This window comes from Klebsiella sp. 2680 (assembly GCF_900198535.1).
GTDB lineage: Bacteria > Pseudomonadota > Gammaproteobacteria > Enterobacterales > Enterobacteriaceae > Klebsiella > Klebsiella indica.
The window spans coordinates 283,488-302,529 of the sequence record NZ_FZNJ01000003.1 but is presented as its reverse complement, the minus strand read 5'-3'; the positions used below and the strand labels follow the sequence as shown (position 1 = coordinate 302,529).

Annotated in this window: 17 protein-coding genes; 7 read left to right on the top strand and 10 right to left on the bottom strand. The window is 54.6% G+C overall.

Annotated elements, in window-relative coordinates:
• The first annotated feature begins 198 nt into the window (after positions 1 to 198).
• Both mltA and tcdA read left to right on the top strand, forming a co-directional pair.
• A complete protein-coding gene (gene mltA / locus FN037_RS14640; protein ID WP_142502548.1) occupies positions 199 to 1,296 on the top strand; it encodes a murein transglycosylase A in 1,098 nt (365 codons plus the stop codon).
• Between the two features lie 121 nt (positions 1,297 to 1,417).
• Complete coding sequence (gene tcdA, locus FN037_RS14635; RefSeq protein ID WP_138360095.1) at positions 1,418 to 2,239, top strand: tRNA cyclic N6-threonylcarbamoyladenosine(37) synthase TcdA; 822 nt, start codon at positions 1,418 to 1,420, stop codon at positions 2,237 to 2,239.
• Between the two features lie 45 nt (positions 2,240 to 2,284).
• Here tcdA and csdE read toward each other — a convergent pair whose 3' ends face one another.
• Both csdE and csdA read right to left on the bottom strand, forming a co-directional pair.
• Complete coding sequence (gene csdE / locus FN037_RS14630; protein ID WP_142502547.1) at positions 2,285 to 2,716, bottom strand: cysteine desulfurase sulfur acceptor subunit CsdE; 432 nt, start codon at positions 2,714 to 2,716, stop codon at positions 2,285 to 2,287.
• Positions 2,716 to 3,921 (bottom strand): cysteine desulfurase CsdA, encoded by a 1,206-nt coding sequence (csdA, locus tag FN037_RS14625; RefSeq protein ID WP_138360093.1) that lies wholly within the window; start codon positions 3,919 to 3,921, stop codon positions 2,716 to 2,718. The genes csdE and csdA overlap by 1 nt, the downstream gene beginning before the upstream one ends.
• Positions 3,922 to 4,353: 432 nt before the next feature.
• Here csdA and gcvA point away from each other — a divergent pair, with 432 nt between their 5' ends.
• Genes gcvA through rlmM form a run of 3 tightly spaced genes read left to right on the top strand, consistent with a single transcriptional unit; the run spans position 4,354 to position 6,779 of the window.
• On the top strand, positions 4,354 to 5,271 hold the full coding sequence (gene gcvA, locus FN037_RS14620) for a glycine cleavage system transcriptional regulator GcvA (protein ID WP_138360210.1): 918 nt from the start codon (positions 4,354 to 4,356) through the stop codon (positions 5,269 to 5,271).
• A gap of 19 nt (positions 5,272 to 5,290) precedes the next feature.
• The gene (locus FN037_RS14615; protein ID WP_138360092.1) at positions 5,291 to 5,686 is read left to right on the top strand and encodes a DUF423 domain-containing protein; all 396 of its coding nucleotides are present in this window, start codon (positions 5,291 to 5,293) and stop codon (positions 5,684 to 5,686) included.
• On the top strand, positions 5,679 to 6,779 hold the full coding sequence (gene rlmM, locus FN037_RS14610; RefSeq protein ID WP_142502546.1) for a 23S rRNA (cytidine(2498)-2'-O)-methyltransferase RlmM: 1,101 nt from the start codon (positions 5,679 to 5,681) through the stop codon (positions 6,777 to 6,779). The genes FN037_RS14615 and rlmM overlap by 8 nt, the downstream gene beginning before the upstream one ends.
• Before the next feature lie 63 nt (positions 6,780 to 6,842).
• On the opposite strand, the gene fucR is transcribed toward rlmM, so the two are convergent.
• The 5 genes from fucR to fucP all read right to left on the bottom strand — a co-directional run bounded on the left by fucR (position 6,843) and on the right by fucP (position 12,674).
• Positions 6,843 to 7,553, bottom strand: coding sequence for an L-fucose operon activator (fucR, locus tag FN037_RS14605; protein WP_138360090.1), 711 nt, complete (start codon positions 7,551 to 7,553; stop codon positions 6,843 to 6,845).
• A gap of 57 nt (positions 7,554 to 7,610) precedes the next feature.
• A complete protein-coding gene (gene fucU, locus FN037_RS14600; RefSeq protein WP_142502545.1) occupies positions 7,611 to 8,033 on the bottom strand; it encodes an L-fucose mutarotase in 423 nt (140 codons plus the stop codon).
• A 1-nt stretch (position 8,034) separates the two neighbouring features.
• The gene (gene fucK, locus FN037_RS14595) at positions 8,035 to 9,453 is read right to left on the bottom strand and encodes an L-fuculokinase (protein ID WP_142502544.1); all 1,419 of its coding nucleotides are present in this window, start codon (positions 9,451 to 9,453) and stop codon (positions 8,035 to 8,037) included.
• Between the two features lie 103 nt (positions 9,454 to 9,556).
• Positions 9,557 to 11,332 (bottom strand): L-fucose isomerase, encoded by a 1,776-nt coding sequence (fucI, locus tag FN037_RS14590; protein ID WP_138360087.1) that lies wholly within the window; start codon positions 11,330 to 11,332, stop codon positions 9,557 to 9,559.
• A 31-nt stretch (positions 11,333 to 11,363) separates the two neighbouring features.
• Entirely contained in the window at positions 11,364 to 12,674 is a 1,311-nt protein-coding gene (gene fucP, locus FN037_RS14585; RefSeq protein ID WP_138360086.1) for an L-fucose:H+ symporter permease, read from the bottom strand.
• Between the two features lie 569 nt (positions 12,675 to 13,243).
• Between fucP and fucA the strand changes: the two genes are divergently transcribed.
• Together fucA and fucO are read left to right on the top strand one after the other, a co-directional pair.
• Positions 13,244 to 13,891 carry an L-fuculose-phosphate aldolase gene (gene fucA, locus FN037_RS14580; protein WP_142502543.1) on the top strand — a complete coding sequence of 216 codons (648 nt, stop codon included), beginning with the start codon at positions 13,244 to 13,246 and terminating at the stop codon, positions 13,889 to 13,891.
• A gap of 25 nt (positions 13,892 to 13,916) precedes the next feature.
• Complete coding sequence (gene fucO / locus FN037_RS14575) at positions 13,917 to 15,065, top strand: lactaldehyde reductase (RefSeq protein ID WP_142502542.1); 1,149 nt, start codon at positions 13,917 to 13,919, stop codon at positions 15,063 to 15,065.
• Between the two features lie 90 nt (positions 15,066 to 15,155).
• Here fucO and xni read toward each other — a convergent pair whose 3' ends face one another.
• The 3 genes from xni to FN037_RS14560 all read right to left on the bottom strand — a co-directional run bounded on the left by xni (position 15,156) and on the right by FN037_RS14560 (position 18,805).
• Entirely contained in the window at positions 15,156 to 15,911 is a 756-nt protein-coding gene (xni, locus tag FN037_RS14570) for a flap endonuclease Xni (protein WP_142502541.1), read from the bottom strand.
• Between the two features lie 170 nt (positions 15,912 to 16,081).
• Complete coding sequence (locus FN037_RS14565) at positions 16,082 to 17,449, bottom strand: L-serine ammonia-lyase (RefSeq protein WP_138360082.1); 1,368 nt, start codon at positions 17,447 to 17,449, stop codon at positions 16,082 to 16,084.
• 60 nt (positions 17,450 to 17,509) lie between these two features.
• A complete protein-coding gene (locus FN037_RS14560) occupies positions 17,510 to 18,805 on the bottom strand; it encodes an HAAAP family serine/threonine permease (RefSeq protein WP_142502540.1) in 1,296 nt (431 codons plus the stop codon).
• Positions 18,806 to 19,042: the final 237 nt, after the last annotated feature.

Below are 19,042 nucleotides of genomic sequence, written 5' to 3'. Positions count from 1 at the left end.
ACTATACTCTGCTAACGTTTTGATGCAACCTTTTTTCATATAAATCGCCAATTTTGTAAAAAATGGTGCATATAGAATCACTTCCCGTCCGTTTTTTGAACAAAGCGGCCTTTGCCGTGCGTAAGCGCATTTCATTAGCCCTGACGGTTTGTTATCTTCATCACGCACCCGGACTCAGTAGAATAAAGAAGAGATACCATGAAAGGACGTTGGGCAAGATACGTAGTAACAGGCGCGATGCTGGCAATGCTTGCCGCCTGTTCCTCAAAACCGACCGATCGCGGTCAGCAGTATAATGAAGGTAAATTCACCCAGCCGTTTTCATTAGTTAATCAACCTGATGCGGTAGGTTCGCCGATTAATGCCGGCGATTTTTCCGAGCAGGTGAGACAGATTCGTAGCGCTTCTCCGCGCCTGTATACCAGTCAAAGCAACGTTTATCATGCGATTGAGGAGTGGCTGCGTTCCGGCGGTGACACCCGTACGCTGCGCCAGTTTGGTATTGACGCCTGGCAGATGCAGGGGGCGGATAACTACGGCAACGTCCAGTTTACCGGTTACTACACGCCGGTGGTGCAGGCGCGTCACACGCGCCAGGGCGAGTTCCGGTACCCTATTTATCGTATGCCGCCTAAACGCGGTAAGCTGCCGTCCCGCGCCAGTATCTATGCCGGTGCGCTGAGCGACAAATATGTTATCGCCTGGAGTAATTCGCTGATGGACAACTTTATTATGGATGTCCAGGGTAGCGGCTATATTGATTTTGGCGATGGTTCGCCGCTGAACTTCTTTAGCTATGCCGGGAAAAACGGTTGGCCATATTACAGCATCGGAAAAGTGCTTATCGATCGTGGTGAAGTGAAGCGTGAAGATATGTCGATGCAGGCGATCCGCGAATGGGGCGAAAGGCACAGCGAGGCGGAGGTTCGTGAACTGCTGGAGCAGAACCCGTCCTTCGTCTTCTTTAAGCCGCAATCTTTTGCGCCGGTGAAAGGTGCCAGCGCGGTACCGCTGATTGGTCGCGCGTCGGTGGCATCCGATCGCTCTATTATTCCTGCCGGTACAACCCTGCTGGCGGAAGTTCCGTTGCTGGATAATAACGGCAAGTTTAACGGGCAGTACGAACTGCGTTTAATGGTTGCCCTGGATGTCGGTGGCGCGATTAAGGGTCAGCACTTTGATATTTACCAGGGAATTGGCCCGGATGCAGGGCATCGTGCCGGTTGGTATAATCACTATGGTCGCGTGTGGGTGCTGAAAAACGCGCCGGGCGCAGGCAACGTATTTAGCGGTTAAGGCGCGGATGTCTGATTGTTTGTCTCCCGGACTGGCGTAACGTGGCGTCTCCGGGAGTGTCCGACAGTCGCGGAGGCACGACGGGGCATGCGCTGGCAGGCCCATTATATTCTGAGGTTTTATGTCTGTTGTAATCAGCGATGGCTGGCGCCAGCGTTTTGGCGGTACGGCGCGTTTATACGGTGAAAAGGCGCTGCAATGTTTTGCCGACGCGCATGTCTGCGTGGTGGGGATCGGCGGCGTCGGTTCCTGGGCGGCGGAAGCGCTGGCGAGAACCGGAATTGGCGCGATTACGCTTATTGATATGGATGATGTCTGCGTCACCAATACCAACCGCCAGATCCACGCCCTGGGTGGCAATGTCGGTCTGGCGAAGGCGGAGGTGATGGCTGAACGCATTCGCCTGATCAACCCGGAGTGTCGGGTCACGGTGGTGGATGATTTTGTCACGGCGGAAAACGTCGCTGAGTATCTCGGCGGCGACTTCAGCTATGTGATCGATGCCATCGACAGCGTGCGCCCGAAAGCGGCCTTAATCGCCTGGTGCCGTCGTAATAAAGTCCCGCTGGTGACGACCGGCGGCGCGGGCGGGCAAATCGATCCGACGCAAATTCAGGTCGCGGATCTGGCGAAAACCATTCAGGATCCGCTGGCGGCAAAGCTGCGCGAGCGGCTGAAGAGCCAGTTTGGGGTGGTGAAGAACAGTAAAGGTAAACTCGGCGTGGATTGCGTCTTTTCTACCGAAGCGCTGGTTTATCCGCAGGCGGACGGCAGCGTTTGTGCGATGAAAAGCACCGCTGAAGGCCCGAAACGGATGGATTGCGCGTCTGGATTTGGCGCGGCGACGATGGTGACCGCCACCTTTGGGTTTGTCGCGGTCTCCCATGCGTTGAAAAAAATGCTGGCGAAAGCGGCCCGTCAGGCCACAGTTTCGGCAAGGTAACGTCCCCGGAGACGGCGCTGTTAGCAATCGCCGACTGGGCCTGGATTAAACCTCGCGGGCGGCGGCGAGCACCGCTTCGTTCAGCGCGCTCAGCCCCTGGCTGCGTGAGGCGCTTAGCTGGCCGCGCAGCCCCAGCTCATCAAATAGCGCCAGCGGGTCCCGCGCCAGCAGTTCATCGGCGCTTTTCCCCTCGATAGCGGTCAGTAATACCGCCAGCATGCCGCGCACAATGCGGCCTTGGCTATCGCCGAAGAAATGGAGTTCACCATTTTCATCAACGCGATAGCCCAGCCAGACGCGGTTTTCGCAACCGGCGATCTCTTTAGCCTGCGCTTTCAGATGCGCCGGGAGAGCAGGGAGCCGCTTACCCAATAAAATCAGCTGGCGATATTTATCTTCCCACTGGGTGAGAGGGGTAAACGTCTGGCGTAAAGTCTCTTCGGTAATTTCACGGCCAAAAGGGTGAGGAGTCGTCATTAATCCACCAGTATTTGCAGAGCGTGGTCCACAGCGCGCACCAGCGCATAAACATCGTCTTGCGTATTATAAGGCGCGAACGAGGCGCGCAGGGTGCCGCTGACGCCAAGCGCCGCCAGCAGCGGCTGGGCGCAGTGCTGTCCGGCGCGTAGCGCGATGCCGGATTCCGCCAGCAGCGTCACCATATCGCTATGGTGGACGTCGTCGAAATCAAACGCCAGCAGGCTTGAGTCCTGGCAGCGGAAAGATCGAAAGCCCGGGCGTTTCGCCAGTTCCTCTTCCGCCAGCGTCGCCAGCCCGCGGCTCCAGTTTTCCGCTTGTGCGATGTCCGTTTCCTCCAGCCACTCCAGCGCCGCGCTCAGGCCAATCACCCCGGCGATATTGGGGGTTCCGGCTTCGAAGCGCCAGGGCGCAGACTGGGTTTTGAAACCATCAAAGGTGACTTCGGTAATCATTTTCCCGCCGCCGAGCCACGGCGACATTTTTGCCAGTAGTTTGCTTTTGCCATACAGCGCGCCAATGCCGGTCGGCCCATAGAGTTTATGGCCGGAGAAGGCATAAAAGTCGATATCCAGCGCCTGCACGTCCGCCGGAAAATGCACCGCGCCCTGGGCGCCGTCAACCATCACCACCATCCCGGCATCGTGAGCCAGACGAATCGCCCGAGCCAGATCCGGGCAGCCGCCGGTGACGTTGGACATCTGACCAATCGCCAGTACCCGGCTGTGCGGGGTGATAAGCGAACCCAGACTGGCGATATCCGGCAGACGATTGGCCCCCAGCGGCAGTTTCACCACCCGTGCCCCGGTTTGCTCCGCGACCATCAGCCACGGAACCAGATTGGCGTGATGTTCCGCTTCACTGACGATAATTTCATCCCCCGGTTGCAGGCGCGGGCGCACATAGCTTTGTGCCACCATATTAATGGCTTCCGTCGTGCCGCGCGTCCAGACGATATCGTTGCCGGAGGGGGCGTTGAGCAACGCCGCCACACGCTCGCGGGCGTTTTCATAGCGTTCAGTCAGTTGCCTGGCTGCGGCGAACTGGCTGCGGTGGACGTTACCGGCGCTAAGGCGATAGAACTGGTCGCTGGCCTCAATGACCGCCAGCGGTTTGAGCGCCGTCGCCGCGCTATCAAGATAGACGCCAGCATCGGCCAGCGCCGGAAACTGGGCGCGAAATTGGACGGGATTGAATGCGTTCATGAAATTCCTCGTATCGATAGCCGGATCGTCGCGCAATTTTCTTGTCAGAGCAAGGCTGCTAGCGGTATGTCAGGGTGAGGAGGATAATTTTGCGGCAAAAAAAAGCACCGCATATTGCGGTGCTACATTAAATCACTATGGACAGACAGGGTAAATGTACAGGAAGTGAAAAAGGTAGCTTTGCTACCATGGCCCGAAATCAAGGACCAATTGCAAACACAACAACACAACATCACAACCGTAAGCCAAAAGCTTGTTGGAACACGCATTCCAAAAAAAGCTTTTCGTTCCGGCTCAGGAAGTGTCGCCACTATAGGTATTTGCTGGTATAAGCTCAACGGACAAATTATAATAGCTCAGATAAAAAAAACTAATAGGTTAAATGCTGTTTCCTGTTTGTTAAATCACGTTAACATCTGCGCCAGAATAACTATGTCAAAGCGTTTGCCACCACTGAATGCATTACGTGTTTTTGATGCCGCCGCACGTCATCTTAGCTTCACTCGCGCTGCTGATGAACTGTTCGTGACCCAGGCTGCAGTCAGTCATCAAATCAAGTCTCTTGAGGATTTTCTCGGCCTTAAGCTGTTTCGTCGACGCAACCGTTCTCTGCTTTTGACAGAAGAGGGACAAAGTTATTTTCTGGATATTAAAGAAATTTTTTCTCAGCTCACCGAGGCGACCCGTAAGCTGCAGGCAAGAAGCGCAAAAGGGGCGTTAACCGTCAGTATGCTCCCCAGTTTTGCCATTCAGTGGCTGGTGCCGAGGCTGGCCAGCTTTAACTCAGCTTATCCGGGAATTGACGTCAGAATTCAGGCTGTGGATCGTCAGGAGGAGAAGCTGGCCGATGATGTGGATGTGGCGATCTTCTATGGTCGCGGCAACTGGCCGGGGCTGCGTGTGGAAAAATTGTACGCCGAATATTTGCTCCCGGTCTGCTCGCCGTTATTACTTACCGGCGATAACGCGTTGAAAACGCCTGCCGATCTGGCGCAACATACGCTGTTACATGATGCCTCCCGCCGCGACTGGCAAACTTATACCCGTCAGTTGGGTCTAAACCATATTAATGTTCAGCAGGGGCCGATTTTTAGCCACAGCGCAATGGTGCTGCAGGCGGCAATCCACGGGCAGGGGGTCGCTCTGGCTAATAACGTGATGGCGCAGTCCGAGATTGAGGCAGGCCGTTTGGTCTGCCCATTTAATGATGTTCTGGTCAGTAAAAATGCGTTTTATCTCGTTTGTCATGACAGTCAGGCTGAATTGGGTAAAATCGCCGCCTTTCGACAGTGGATACTGGCAAAAGCAGCGAGTGAACAAGAAAAGTTTCGCTTCCGTTATGAACAATAAATCATTGTAGGATACTCACATGACCAGCCGTTTTATGCTGATATTCACCGCGATAAGCGGTTTTATCTTTGTGGCTCTGGGCGCTTTTGGTGCGCATGTATTAAGTAAAACGTTGGGCGTTGCGGAGATGGGCTGGTTACACACCGGTCTGCAGTATCAGGCCGTCCACACGCTGGCGATTTTTGGCCTGGCGGTGGCGATGCAGCGTCGAATCAGCATCTGGTTTTACTGGAGCAGCGTCTTTATGGCGCTCGGTATCGTTCTTTTTAGCGGCAGTCTGTATTGTCTGGCGCTATCCCATTTACGCCTGTGGGCGTTCGTTACGCCGGTCGGCGGCGTCTGCTTTCTGGCCGGTTGGGTATTAATGTTAATTGGTGCAATTCGTCTGAAACGTAAGGGCGTTGTTCATGAATAAAGTTGTTCTCTATTGTCGCCCTGGGTTTGAGAAAGAGTGCGCAGCGGAAATTACCGATAAAGCCTCCCGTCTTGAGATCTTTGGTTTTGCCCGAGTTAAAGAGGACTCCGGCTACGTGATTTTTGAGTGTTATCAGGCGGAAGACGGCGAAAAGCTGGTGCGCGAACTGCCGTTCAGCTCGCTGGTGTTTGCTCGCCAGATGTTTGTGGCCGGTGAACTGCTGCGCGACCTGCCGCCGGAGGATCGCATTACGCCGATTGTCGGGATGCTACAGGGCGTTGTGGAAAAAGGCGGCGAGCTGCGGGTTGAAGTGGCCGATACCAACGAAAGCAAAGAACTGATGAAGTTTTGCCGTAAATTTACGGTACCGTTGCGTGCGGCACTGCGCGACGCGGGCGTACTGACCAATTATGAAACGCCGAAGCGCCCGGTGGTGCATGTGTTCTTTATCGCTCCCGGCTGTTGCTACGCGGGTTACTCCTTATCTCATAACAACTCGCCGTTCTATATGGGCATTCCACGCCTTAAGTTCCCGGCCGATGCGCCAAGTCGCTCAACCCTGAAGCTGGAAGAGGCGTTTCACGTTTTTATTCCGGCGGATGAGTGGGATGAGCGTCTGGCGAACGGCATGTACGCCGTGGATTTAGGCGCCTGCCCCGGCGGCTGGACTTATCAACTGGTGCAACGCAATATGTGGGTTTCTTCGGTGGATAACGGCCCGATGGCGCAAAGCCTGATGGATACCGGGCAGGTGACATGGCTACGTGAAGATGGCTTCAGGTATCGCCCGAATCGTAACAACATTTCGTGGATGGTCTGCGATATGGTGGAGAAACCCGCGAAAGTGGCGGCATTGATGGCGCAGTGGCTGGTGAACGGCTGGTGTCGTGAAACGATCTTTAACCTTAAGCTGCCGATGAAAAAACGTTATGAAGAGTTGTCGCGCAATCTGGCTTATATTCAGGAGCAGCTGGACGAGCACGGTATCAACGCGCAAATTCAGGCGCGTCAGTTGTATCACGATCGTGAAGAGGTGACGGTTCACGCACGCCGCCTGTGGGCGGCTGTTGGCGGTCGTCGCGACGAGCGATAGGGCGATTGCAGGCTGGATAACGCGTCACGACGCATCCAGCCTGCAATAAGTCGCCATCAGCCGTTATGACTGTGATACGTCCGAAACGATATACGTCACGTCATCGAGGTGTCCGATTCGCGCCTCTCCTGAACGGTTAAATTTGCTCTTATCAATCAGCAACAATGATTGCGAAGCGCGCTTCAACAGCAGCGATTTGAAGTCGGCGTTCACCGCATTTGAGTCCCATAGCGCCCCGTCGCTGTCGATACCTTCGCAAGAAAAAATGAACAGGTCGATCTCCAGCGATTTGAGTTGCGAGATAAGCGATGCGCTGACGTAACAGCCATATTTACGTTGTAGCGTACCGCCGGAGCAGGTCAGTTGAATGTGTTCGCGCTTGCTCAATTCCTGACAAATCGGTTGGCTGTTGGTAAAAACATGCAGATCGATATCAGGCAACTGGCGGGCCAGGTACCAGCAGGTTGAACTGGCATCAAGGGCGATCACCATCCCGGCGTCTATCCAGGCAAGGGATTCACGAGCGATATCGGCTTTGTGGGCATAGTGGCTTTTTAGACGGATGTGAAAAGGGTCGCCGCTGTCCTGGTTTTGTCGGTGAATCACTTTTGCCCGCCCGTGGTTACGCAGCACTTTCCCCTGGGACTGGAGTTCGCTGAGGTCACGGCGAATGGTTTCTTTGCTGACATCAAGCTGCAGCGATAAGGCTTCGGTGGTCAGACTGTTATGCTTAAGGAGCAGGTCTACTATCGCTTGCTGGCGTGCCGCTTTCATTTTTCTCACCCTGGTGTTCGATGAGCGCCCGCATCAGACGGGCGCTGCGGAATGAGATTACGGCGTTACCCCTTTTTTTAAAAGAATATTTCCGTACTTCGCGCACTCTCCTGTGATAACGATCGCAAAGGCTTTTTGCGCGCGTTCGTAGAAAGCAAAGCGGTCAATACGGACGATCGCCGGACAGGGGCCGGGGCCTGAAAGCGCTTCACGGTAACGGTGCTCGACCTGTGGGTCGAGCGTATCACCTTCCACGGGGGCCATCATCACCAGCGGTGGGGCATAGCTGTCTAACTCAAACAGCGGAATAATTGCCTGTAGCAGGTCGCTGACCAGCAGGCCATCGGCTCGAATCACCTGCGGCCCCATGCTGTGCGCCGGGAAGTGGGCATCGGAAAAAATAATCTCATCCCCGTGCCCCATTTCAGCCAGCACTTTCAGTAACTCAGGGGATATTAATGGCGAAATAGTCTTTAGCATCTCACACTCCCTCAATAAATTCGGGTTCAGTTTGTGGCCAGAAATAGCGGTATTGATAGTTCACCTGGGCTCTGGCCTGTTCCGGGCTGGTAAATTCACCGATGCCATACCAGCCGAACATGGCGGCGCCAGCGACGGTAGTTTCAGCGTCATCCAGTACTTTTACCGGAATATCAAGCATATTGGCTTTGATCTGATTCCACAGCGCGTTGCGGCTGCCGCCGCCAACCAGCAGCAGTTCTGCGGCTTTAAAGTGGCCAATTTTTTGTAGCGTTTGCAGATTTCGCGCCAGTTGTTCGGTTAATCCTTCCAGCGCGGCGCGATAGAAATGACCACGAGTGGTATTGAGCGTTACGCCCTGCCAGCCGGCATTTTGGCTGGCGAGCAGGTCGCAGTGCATCGTCACCCCTTCCGCGCCAGCGGGAATGAGGCGCGCTTCTTCTATCAGCGTCTGCCACGGCGTTTCTGGCGTCCAGAGCAGTTTGCGTACCCATTCAAGCACGCCGGATGCCAGCCATTGCATACCCGGATTATACAACCCTGGTTGGCTATCCAGTTCACAGGTTGAACCGGCATAATGGCTGAGCAGCGGCGTGTTCACTTGAGCGCTGCGTACCATCAGGATTTCCCACGTACCGGACGAGAGTACCGGTTCATCCTGTTCTGCGCCGGCGCCAAAGAGGGCAAACTGCGTGTCATGCCCGGCGGAGATCACCGGAATACCCGCCTCAAGCCCAAGCAGGTTTGCAGCGTTGTTCTGCAGCGTGCCAATCTGTTCGCCCGCTTCAACTAACCGTGGAAACAGACGGCGGGGTAACCCTGTGGCCTGTAAAATCTCCGGGCTGAAATCCCGCTGCTGGATATCCAGCATCTGGCTGGTGCCCGCCATAGTGATATCCGTGGTGAACTCGCCGGTTAAGCGGTGGTTGAGCAGCGAGGAAATAAACAACCAGGCGTGTGCCTGTGTGAGCAACTGCGGGTGGTTTTCTTTTAGCCACACCAGTTTATATAGCGTATTAAAGGCAAATGCGCCGACGCCGGAGATTGCCTGCAACTGCTGCGGCGACATAAAACGGCTGATGCTCTCCATTACTGCTGCGGTACGCGGGCATTTCCAGCTGATGACCGGATAGAGTAACTGACCCTGTTCATCGACCAGCGCGCCGTCTACGCCGAAGGTGGTCACGGTGATGCCGCGAACCCGACAGGATGACAATTCTCTGCGAATCTGCTGACAGCACTCAGCGAAGCGTTGCAGGATGGCTTCCAGAGACCATTGATGCCAGGCACTGTTTTCTACCGCCATATCGCTGGCATTAGCCGTTGCGGCGCGGGCGACAATGTTTCCCTGTCGGTCAACGGCAATCGCGCGTACGTTAGTGGCGCCGCAGTCGAGAACCAGAATGACGTCTTGTTTCATAGTAACTCCGAAACGTTGCCGGATGTCGCGTCGCTGATCCGGCCTGCAAAATGCGAAATTGTAGGCCCGGTAAGCTTACGCCCCCGGGCAAAGAAGTGACGCATTAACGTTTGTACAGCGGCCCGTAGTTCTGGCAGGCGCGATAATCCTGGCCTTCATTGTCCATACCGTGCGCAGCCCAGGCGGAAGGACGGTAGATTTTCGCCTCGTCCACGTTGTGCATACAGACCGGAATACGCAGCATGGCGGCGAGCGTGATGAAGTCAGCGCCGACGTGGCCGATGGTCAGTACGCCGTGGTTCGCGCCCCAGTTCGCCATCACCGAGTAGACGTCGGTGAACGGGCCTTTACCGGTAAGACGCGGCGCAAACCAGGTGGTCGGCCAGGTCGAGTTGGTGCGGGCGTCGAGCTGATCGTGCATCTCCTTCGGTAACTCCACGCTCCAGCCTTCAGCGATTTGCAGTACCGGCCCCAGACCCTTGATGATGTTCACGCGGGTCATGGTGAACGGCACGCCGCCTTCGGTCAGGAAGCGAGAGGAGTAGCCGCCGCCACGGAAGTATTCGTGGATCGCCGGGCACCATTCGGTAGCGGCCAGGCAGGCGTCCGCTTCCTGTTGGCTGATTTCCCAGTGCGGCTTCATGGTCGGTTTGCCTTCGCTATCGCGCTGCTTGCAGGCGCCGTCCAGCGCCGCAGAGCCGGAGTTGATCAGGTGAATGATACCGTGCTCCGCAAGGCCGGTGAGCGGCTGGCCTGTGACGCGCTCTACCGCTTCCGGCGACCAGTAGGTCCGCACGTCGGCAAAGATCTGCGCGGTGCCGGTGAGCTGGTGGCCCAGCAGCATCGCGACGCCGTTGAGGCTGTCGTTTTCGGTCGCGACGACAAACGGTTCGCGCACGCCGTTCCAGTCAAAGGAGCTGTTCAGCAGCGCTTCGGCGGTGTCGCCGTTCGGGTATTGATCGGTCCAGTGGCGCTGGCCCTGGAAGCCTGCCGCAATGGCGTTATATCCCAGCGACTCTTCCACCAGCCCTTTTTCCGCCAGCTTGTTGTTGCCCTGCATCATGTCGCGAATGCACATCGCCATCAGCAGGCCCTCTTTCAGCACCGCGCGGCTCTGTTCTTCATTGCGTTTGTACTGCTGCGCGTTCTGATCCTCGCCATAGCGGAAGTTTTTATCCGCCCACGCCAGCGCCATCTCCAACTCGGCTTCGTCATAGATTTTCTGGTCGATGCGACGGCGCAGCTCGGTCATGTCCACCGCCTGCACTTTCATCCCCAGCCAGGACTCAAAGAAGTTATGATCGACAATGGAGCCGGCAATCCCCATTGAGACGCCGCCCACAGAGAGGTAGCTTTTACCTTTCATGCTGGCAACCGCCAGACCTGCGCGAGCAAAGCGCAACAGTTTTTCTTCAACGTCGGCAGGGATCGAGGTGTCGTCGGCATCCTGTACGTTATGGCCATAAATAGAGAATGCCGGAATGCCTTTCTGGCTGTGCGCGGCCAGCGCTGCTGCAAGGTACACCGCGCCAGGACGTTCGGTGCCGTTAAATCCCCAGATGGCTTTCGGGCGCATTGGGTCCATATCGATGGTTTCGCTGCCGTAGCACCAGCAGGGGGTGACGGTAATGGTGACGCCAACATTCTGGCTGCTGAATTTCTCTTCACAGGCGGCAGATTCCGCCATTCCGGCAATGCAGGTATCCGCAATCACGCACTCAATCTGTGCGCCGCAGGCATGGCGCAGTTTCTCTGTGATCAGCGCGGCGGTGGCTTTCGCCATATTCATGGTTTGTTCTTCCAGCGACTCGCGTACCCCCATGCGACGTCCATCAATAACCGGGCGAATGCCAATTTTCGGTAAGCTGATTTTTTTCATTACAGGTTCCTTACGTTATTCGGAAAAATGTTCAGTTAGTTGCCGCTTGTGAACGGAAACGGGCAAAGATGAAGATGACGGCAAAGCAGAGCGCCGGGACCAGCTCAGCGGTCGGGATGTTGCCTGCGGCATCGCTGACAAAACCCATGACCGGCGTGACGATACCGCCGCCAATAATCGTCATGACGATGAAAGAGGAGCCGTATTTGGTGTCCGGCCCCAGATTTTTGATACCCAGCGAGAAAATGGTGGGATACTGAACTGACATAAATGCACTACACAGGGTCAGGGCCAGCAGACCTACATGACCACCGGAAAACGCCGAAATCAGACACAGGATCATGGCGAACAGGGCATAGGCTGCCAGCACTTTATGCGGCGCAAAGCGGCTGATAAGCCAGGTGCCGGAGAAGCGGCCGATAAAGAAGCACACCATCGTGCCGGTCAGGTAGTTGGCGGCGAAACCAGGCGTCATGCCGGGGATCTCTTCGATAGCGTAACGGATCAGGTAGCTCCAGCAGGCGGTTTGCGCGCCGACGTAGCAGAACTGCGCCAGCACCGCCCAGCGCCAGTGGCGAATGCGTACCAGCCGGGAAAGTGAAGCGATGAATGAACTCTGGTTGCCATCGCTATGATCGTCACTCTGTAGCGCCGGGAATTTGGTCAGCATAATCAACAGCGCAATCAGTAAGACGATCGCGACGATGATCATATAAGGGGTTTGTACTGATAGCACCAGACTGTGTTTATAGGCGCTAAGCTGCTCCGGCGTCATTTTATCGAGCACATCCTGTGATTTGTGTGGCACATTAGACAAAATAAGGCTTTGCCCAAAGACCACGGCAATAATGGCACCAAAAGAGTTAAAAGTTTGTGCCAGATTAAGACGGAAGTGCCCACCACTTTCTGGACCTAATACGGTAACAAAAGGGTTGGCAGCAGTTTCCAGACAACCTAAACCTGCAGCAATAATAAACAGGCCAATCAGGAATAAGGTGTAATTCATTATCTCTGCGGCCGGCCAGAATAATGCGGCACCGAGAGCGTAGAGAAATAGTCCGGTGATTATCCCCGCTTTATAACTCAACTTTTTCATCAGAATACCCGCAGGGATGGGAATAACAAAATAGCCGAAATAAAAAGCAGACTGAATCAAACCTGCCTGGAAATTAGTTAACGTAAAGGCTTGCTGAAATTGTGGTAATAAAATGTCGTTAAGATTGTTGGCTACTGCCCAAAGAAAAAATAGCGAGCACAGCAGGGCGAAAGGAATAATGTAGCGTTTGCTCTGCCCTGTCTCCACCGCACGAAAACTCTGCGTTTGTATTGTTGTGTTTCCCATAGCATCCTCATTGGTTCAGAAGCGTGTTCAGCAGCATTTGTGAGTGATCGGTTATACCCGTCAAACCGCAAAAATCAGGTGAGTTCCGGGACGAGGTAAACAGTAAAAAAACGTCACGGGATGAACTCATGAATTCATTTTCAAATAAAAAATGGCTTTTAATATGATGACGGTCACATTTAGCACGCATTGAGTGATTTTATGTGATTATTGTCACTTTAATAATCGGGAAAATATGACCGTTTGAGTAAGTTAATTCTAAAATCCACAAAAGAGATGACCGATTTAATTTATAATGTGGAAAACGGTCAGTTGTTACATTTTTTCCGGGAATGCCCGTTTTTTTATGTATTAGTAAGAACGGGCATTTTTCGAAAATAGAAAATACACAACTTCTTTCTTTTTTGGCGGAAATAAGTGAGGAGTATCACAGAACAGGTTTATGTAAATTCCTTTCTGATTATTCGCGACGATGATGGTGAACAACTATTTGAGTTATTCAACAGCGTCGGTGAAACATCCGGCGAGTTGTCTGTTGTCGCATTGAGCATCATAAAGAGAGGTAAAGAATGGAACGAAATAGACTGGCCCGGCAGATTATTGATACCTGCCTGGAAATGACCCGACTGGGATTGAACCAGGGGACAGCAGGTAATGTGAGCGTGCGTTATCAGGGCGGGATGCTGATAACGCCAACGGGTATTCCTTATGAAAAGTTAACAGAAGCACACATTGTCTATATTAACGCCGAGGGTCAGCATGAACAGGGCAAACTGCCCTCCAGTGAGTGGCGTTTCCATATGGCGGCCTATCAGACGCGCCCTGATGCTAATGCTGTCGTCCACAACCATGCGGTTCACTGCACCGCGGTTTCAATCCTCAACCGTCCGATTCCGGCTATTCATTATATGATTGCTGCGGCGGGCGGTAATTCTATTCCCTGCGCGCCGTACGCGACTTTTGGTACCCGCGAGCTGTCCGAATATGCGTCTGAGGCGCTCAAAAATCGCAAAGCGACGCTGTTGCAACATCATGGCCTGATCGCCTGTGAAGAGAATCTGGAAAAAGCGCTGTGGCTGGCGCATGAAGTGGAAGTGCTGGCGCAGCTGTACCTCAGTACGCTGGCGATTACCGATCCGGTGCCTGTACTGGATGATGAGGCTATCGCCATTGTGCTGGAAAAATTCAAAACCTACGGATTACGTATCGAAGAGTAATTTCGCACAGCAAAGGAGACGGGCTATGGCGAACAGAATGATCCTCAACGAAACGGCATGGTTTGGCCGGGGGGCGGTGGCGGCGTTAACTGATGAAGTTCAACGTCGGGGCTATCGCAAGGCGCTAATTGTCAGTGACAAAACGCTGGTGCAGTGCGGTGTGGTCAGAAACGTCACGGAGAAGATGGATGCCGCAGGGCTGGCATGGGCGATCTACGATGGCGTGATCCCGAATCCAACCATCGGCGTGGTGAAAGAGGGACTGAACGCATTTCAACAAAGCGGGGCGGATTACCTGATTGCCATTGGCGGCGGCTCCCCGCAGGATACCTGTAAGGCGATCGGCATTATCAGCAATAACCCGGAGTTTGCTGACGTACGCAGTCTGGAAGGGCTGTCGCCGACCCGTTATCCGAGCGTGCCGGTGATGGCTATTCCGACCACCGCGGGAACGGCGGCGGAAGTGACCATTAACTATGTGATCACCGATGAAGAAAAGCGGCGTAAATTTGTGTGTGTCGATCCGCATGATATCCCGCAGGTCGCGTTTATTGATGCCGACATGATGGACGGCATGCCGCCCGCGCTGAAAGCGGCAACCGGCGTGGATGCGCTGACTCATGCGATAGAGGGCTATATCACCCGCGCCGCATGGGCGTTGACGGATGCGCTGCATATTAAAGCCATTGAGATTATTGCCGGGGCGCTGCGCGGTTCCGTTGCGGGCGAGCGGGATGCCGGGGAAGCGATGGCGCTGGGGCAGTACGTTGCCGGGATGGGCTTTTCCAACGTTGGTCTGGGGCTGGTGCACGGAATGGCGCACCCGTTGGGCGCGTTTTACAACACGCCACATGGCGTGGCGAACGCAATTTTGCTGCCGCATGTGATGCGCTACAACGCAGGTTATACCGGCGAGAAGTTCCGCGATATTGCCCGCGCGATGGGCGCTAAAGTGGAGTCTATGAGCCTGGCGGAGGCGCGTAATGCCGCAGTCGACGCGGTGTTTGCGCTTAATCACGACGTGGGCATTCCTTTGCATCTGCGCGATGTTGGTGTACGTAAAGAAGATATTCCGGCGCTGGCGCAGGCCGCATTTGATGATGTGTGTACCGGCGGTAATCCGCGTGAAGCGAGTATTGCTGACATCGTCGAGCTGTATCATAGCGCCTGGTAATTTTCCGGACGGCGACGTGAACGTTTTATCCGGCTGACAGGATTGCACGAAATGCAGGCCGGATAAGCGCCGCGCCATCCGGCAATAAAACTACCGTATCAGCCGTAGCTGTTGCAGGTTCCCGTCAATATGGAGATCCGTTTGCAGGCGCGCGATATCGCGGCACAAAAATGCCATCTCTTTATGCGCTTCAAGTTTCTTGCACCACTTTTCCACCACCTCGTCGAGGTGCGCATAAATCCCTTCCAGCGTCTGAAACTGAACCAACAATTGAGTCGCGCTTTTGGGGCCGATGCCCGCCACGCCGGGGACTTTTGAACTGCTGATCCCCGCCAGACCCCAGTAGTCCGGCAACTGTTGCGGCATGACGCCGAACTCTTTCTCAATGAATGGCGCATCCAGCCAGCGTTTCTGGAAATAATCGCGAATACGCAGCGTCGGGGAGAGCAACTGGCAGTAGCCTTTATCTGTCGACACGATAGTGGCCTGGTGCCCGGCCTGTGTGACCTTGACCGCCAGCGTGGCGGCTAAATCATCCGCTTCATTGCCGCTGGAAACCCAGCATTGCACGCCGCGCTGTTCGAAGGCGGCGCGTATTGCGGGCATTTCATTGTGCAACTCGTCAGGCATAGGAGGACGACCGGCTTTGTAGTCCTGGAGACGTTGATGACGCCAGCCGCTGTTGCGCGCTTCATCGTCAAATACGGCGACGGCGTGTGTCGGCTGACTGTGGACAATCAACTGCTCAAGCGCATGCTGGCAGGTCTCCGCGCAGGGCGAGCCTTGAACCGCATGAATACGGCGAATTAAATTCAGTGCATCGACGATAAGCAGATGGACGGCCACGGTGTTCTCCCTGACAAATTTGGGGACAGGGTAACATCCAGGGCGACAGGAGGCGAGTGTTGCGAAATAGCGCGATCCGTAGGCCTGATAAGCGAAGCGCCATCAGGCAATAAATGCCGGATGGCGGCGAGCGTCTTATCCGGCCTACAGATCCTGAAACGTGGTAGGAGTTAATCGCAGGCGACGATCTTCATCGCCAGTCCACCGCGTGAGGTTTCGCGGTATTTGGCGTTCATATCTTTGCCCGTTTCGTACATGGTTTCGATCACTTTATCAAGGCACACGCGTGGCTCGCTGGTGCGACGCAGAGCCATACGTGCGGCGTTGACGGCTTTGACCGCGGCGATGGCGTTACGCTCAATACATGGCACCTGTACCTGACCGGCAACCGGATCACAGGTCAGACCGAGGTTGTGTTCCATGCCGATTTCCGCCGCGATGCACACCTGACCTGGACTGCCGCCCAGCAGCTCGGCCAGGCCAGCCGCCGCCATTGAGCAGGCGACGCCCACTTCACCCTGGCAGCCCACTTCGGCGCCGGAGATGGAGGCGTTCATTTTATATAGCGAACCGATGGCGCTGGCGACCAGCATATAGCGGGCCAGCGAGTTGGCATTCACCTTGCGGATGAATTTGTCGTAGTAGGCCAGCACCGCCGGCACAATACCGCAGGCGCCATTAGTTGGCGCGGTTACCACACGGCCACCGGCGGCGTTCTCTTCGTTCACCGCCAGGGCGAACATATTGATCCAGTCCACCACGGCCATTGGGTCGCTATTGGTATTGTCCTGACTCACCAGCATTCGGCGCAGCGCGGCGGCGCGACGCGGTACGCGCAGCTTGCCCGGCAGGACGCCTTCGGTGGTGATACCTCGTTCAATCCCGCCGCGCATCACTTCCCAGACCGCGGCGAAGTGTTGTTCCAGCGCGTCTTTACTGTGTAGCGCCAGTTCGTTCTGCATCATCAGGCCGGAAAGCGACAGCCCGCTTTCACGACAATGACGCTGTAAGTCGCCGGCGCTTTTGTACGGGTAAGGGACGACGATCGGCGCTTCACGCGTCAGGCCGAAATGGTCTTCATCGACGATAAAACCGCCACCGATAGAGTAGTAAGTCTGGCTGTAGAGACGCTGGTTGCCTGCCAGCGCGGTAATACGCATCCCGTTTTCATGCAGAGACAGGTTGTCGGCATGGAAATTCATGCACTTATCGACCGGAAACGCCACTTCATGCTGACCCTTCGCCAGCAGTAAACGGCCGTGAGTGTTCACGTCCTGAATAAAGAACGGAATGGCGTCGATGTCGACGGTATCCGGCAGATTTCCCGCCAGACCCATAATAATGGCAATGTCAGTATGGTGACCTTTACCGGTCAGCGACAGTGAACCATAGACATCCACCACGACGCGGGTGACATCGGTCAGAATATTGCGGGCAATCAGATCATCCGTGAATTGTTTGCCCGCCTTCATTGGTCCGACGGTATGAGAACTGGAAGGGCCAATGCCGATTTTAAAAATATCGAATACGCTAATCATAGGGCATCCATTGCTTAAATCCCAGGAAGGACGCGCCACAGGAAAGCGGCGCGACAAAACTCAGTTGAACAGAGAGTAGAAAATCGCGGAGATGGCAATCAGGCCCATCAGTACCACGAAAACGTTGCTGATGTGGCCGCTGTATTTGCGCATCGCCGGGACTTTCTGGATGGCATACATTGGCATCAGGAACAGAATCATCGCGATGATTGGGCCGCCCAGGGTTTCAATCATCCCGAGAATACTTGGGTTCAGCGTGGCGACAATCCAGGTCGTAACCAGCATGAACAGCGCAGTGATTTTGTTCAGTTTGTTGATTTCGATGGATTTGCCTTTGCCGCGCAGAGACTTGATAACCATTCCGTTGAAACCTTCACGAGCGCCCAGGTAGTGGCCGAGGAAGGATTTGGTGATGGCGATCATCGCGATGATCGGTGCCATCCAGGCGATGACCGGCGCGTTAAAGTGGTTCGCCAGGTAAGACAGAATAGAAATGTTCTGTTCTTTCGCCGCCGCCAGGTCTGCCGGAGAGAGGCTCAGCACGCAACTGAAGACGAAGAACATCACGGTCAGCACCATCATGATGTGCGCACGTGCGAGAATAGCGGAACATTTCTTTTCCGCGCCCAGGCCGTACTCGTCGCGCTTTGCCACGGCGAAGGAGGAGATAATCGGCGAGTGGTTAAAGGAGAACACCATGACAGGAATAGCCAGCCACAGGGTCATTAAGAGGCCATTACCGGTTTCGGAGGCGCTGTTCAGCGACAGCGTTTCCAGCGCCGCGCCGTTCCATTGCGGAATCAGATACAGCGCCAGAATCATCAGCGCGACAACGAACGGGAACACCAGCACGCTCATTGCTTTAACAATCATCTGTTCGCCGAAGCGCACGATAGTCATCATGCCGACAATCAGAATCAGGGAAAGTATTGCACGCGGCGGCGGCGTCATGTGCAACTGGTGAGCCATGAAGGTTTCAACGGTGTTAGTGATCGCTACGCTATACACCAGCAAAATCGGGTAGATGGCGAAGAAGTAGAGCAGCGTAATCAGCTTGCCCGCACCAACCCCGAAGTGCTCTTCTACCACTTCGGTGATATCTTCTCCCGGATTTTTACCGGACAGCACAAAGCGGGTCATACCACGATGGGCGAAAAAGGTCATCGGGAAGGCCAGAATCGCCATAATGATCAGTGGGATCATCCCGCCCACGCCAGCGTTGATTGGCAGAAACAGTACGCCTGCGCCGATAGCGGTGCCGTACAGTCCCAACATCCACATGGTATCTGTCTTACGCCACCCGCTACGAGTCGGGATGGCATCCGAAACGATGGCGCTGGTTTGAGTGGTTTCCATCTGTATCTCCTGGATAAATCAATAAAATATAATGAATTAAAATTATTTAGTGATATTAAATGTCTTTGTTTGCTTGTTTTTTAATATTTTGTACGTGGTAATCGGGGCGGGAAGATACATTTATATGGTGAATGTGACAGTGATCGCGATCTCAAATACCATAATTCGCTTTTAATGTGGTTATTTTTAGTTCAATAGCCTGTTTATTTTTATATGTGAGATATTTGTGATGTAAGA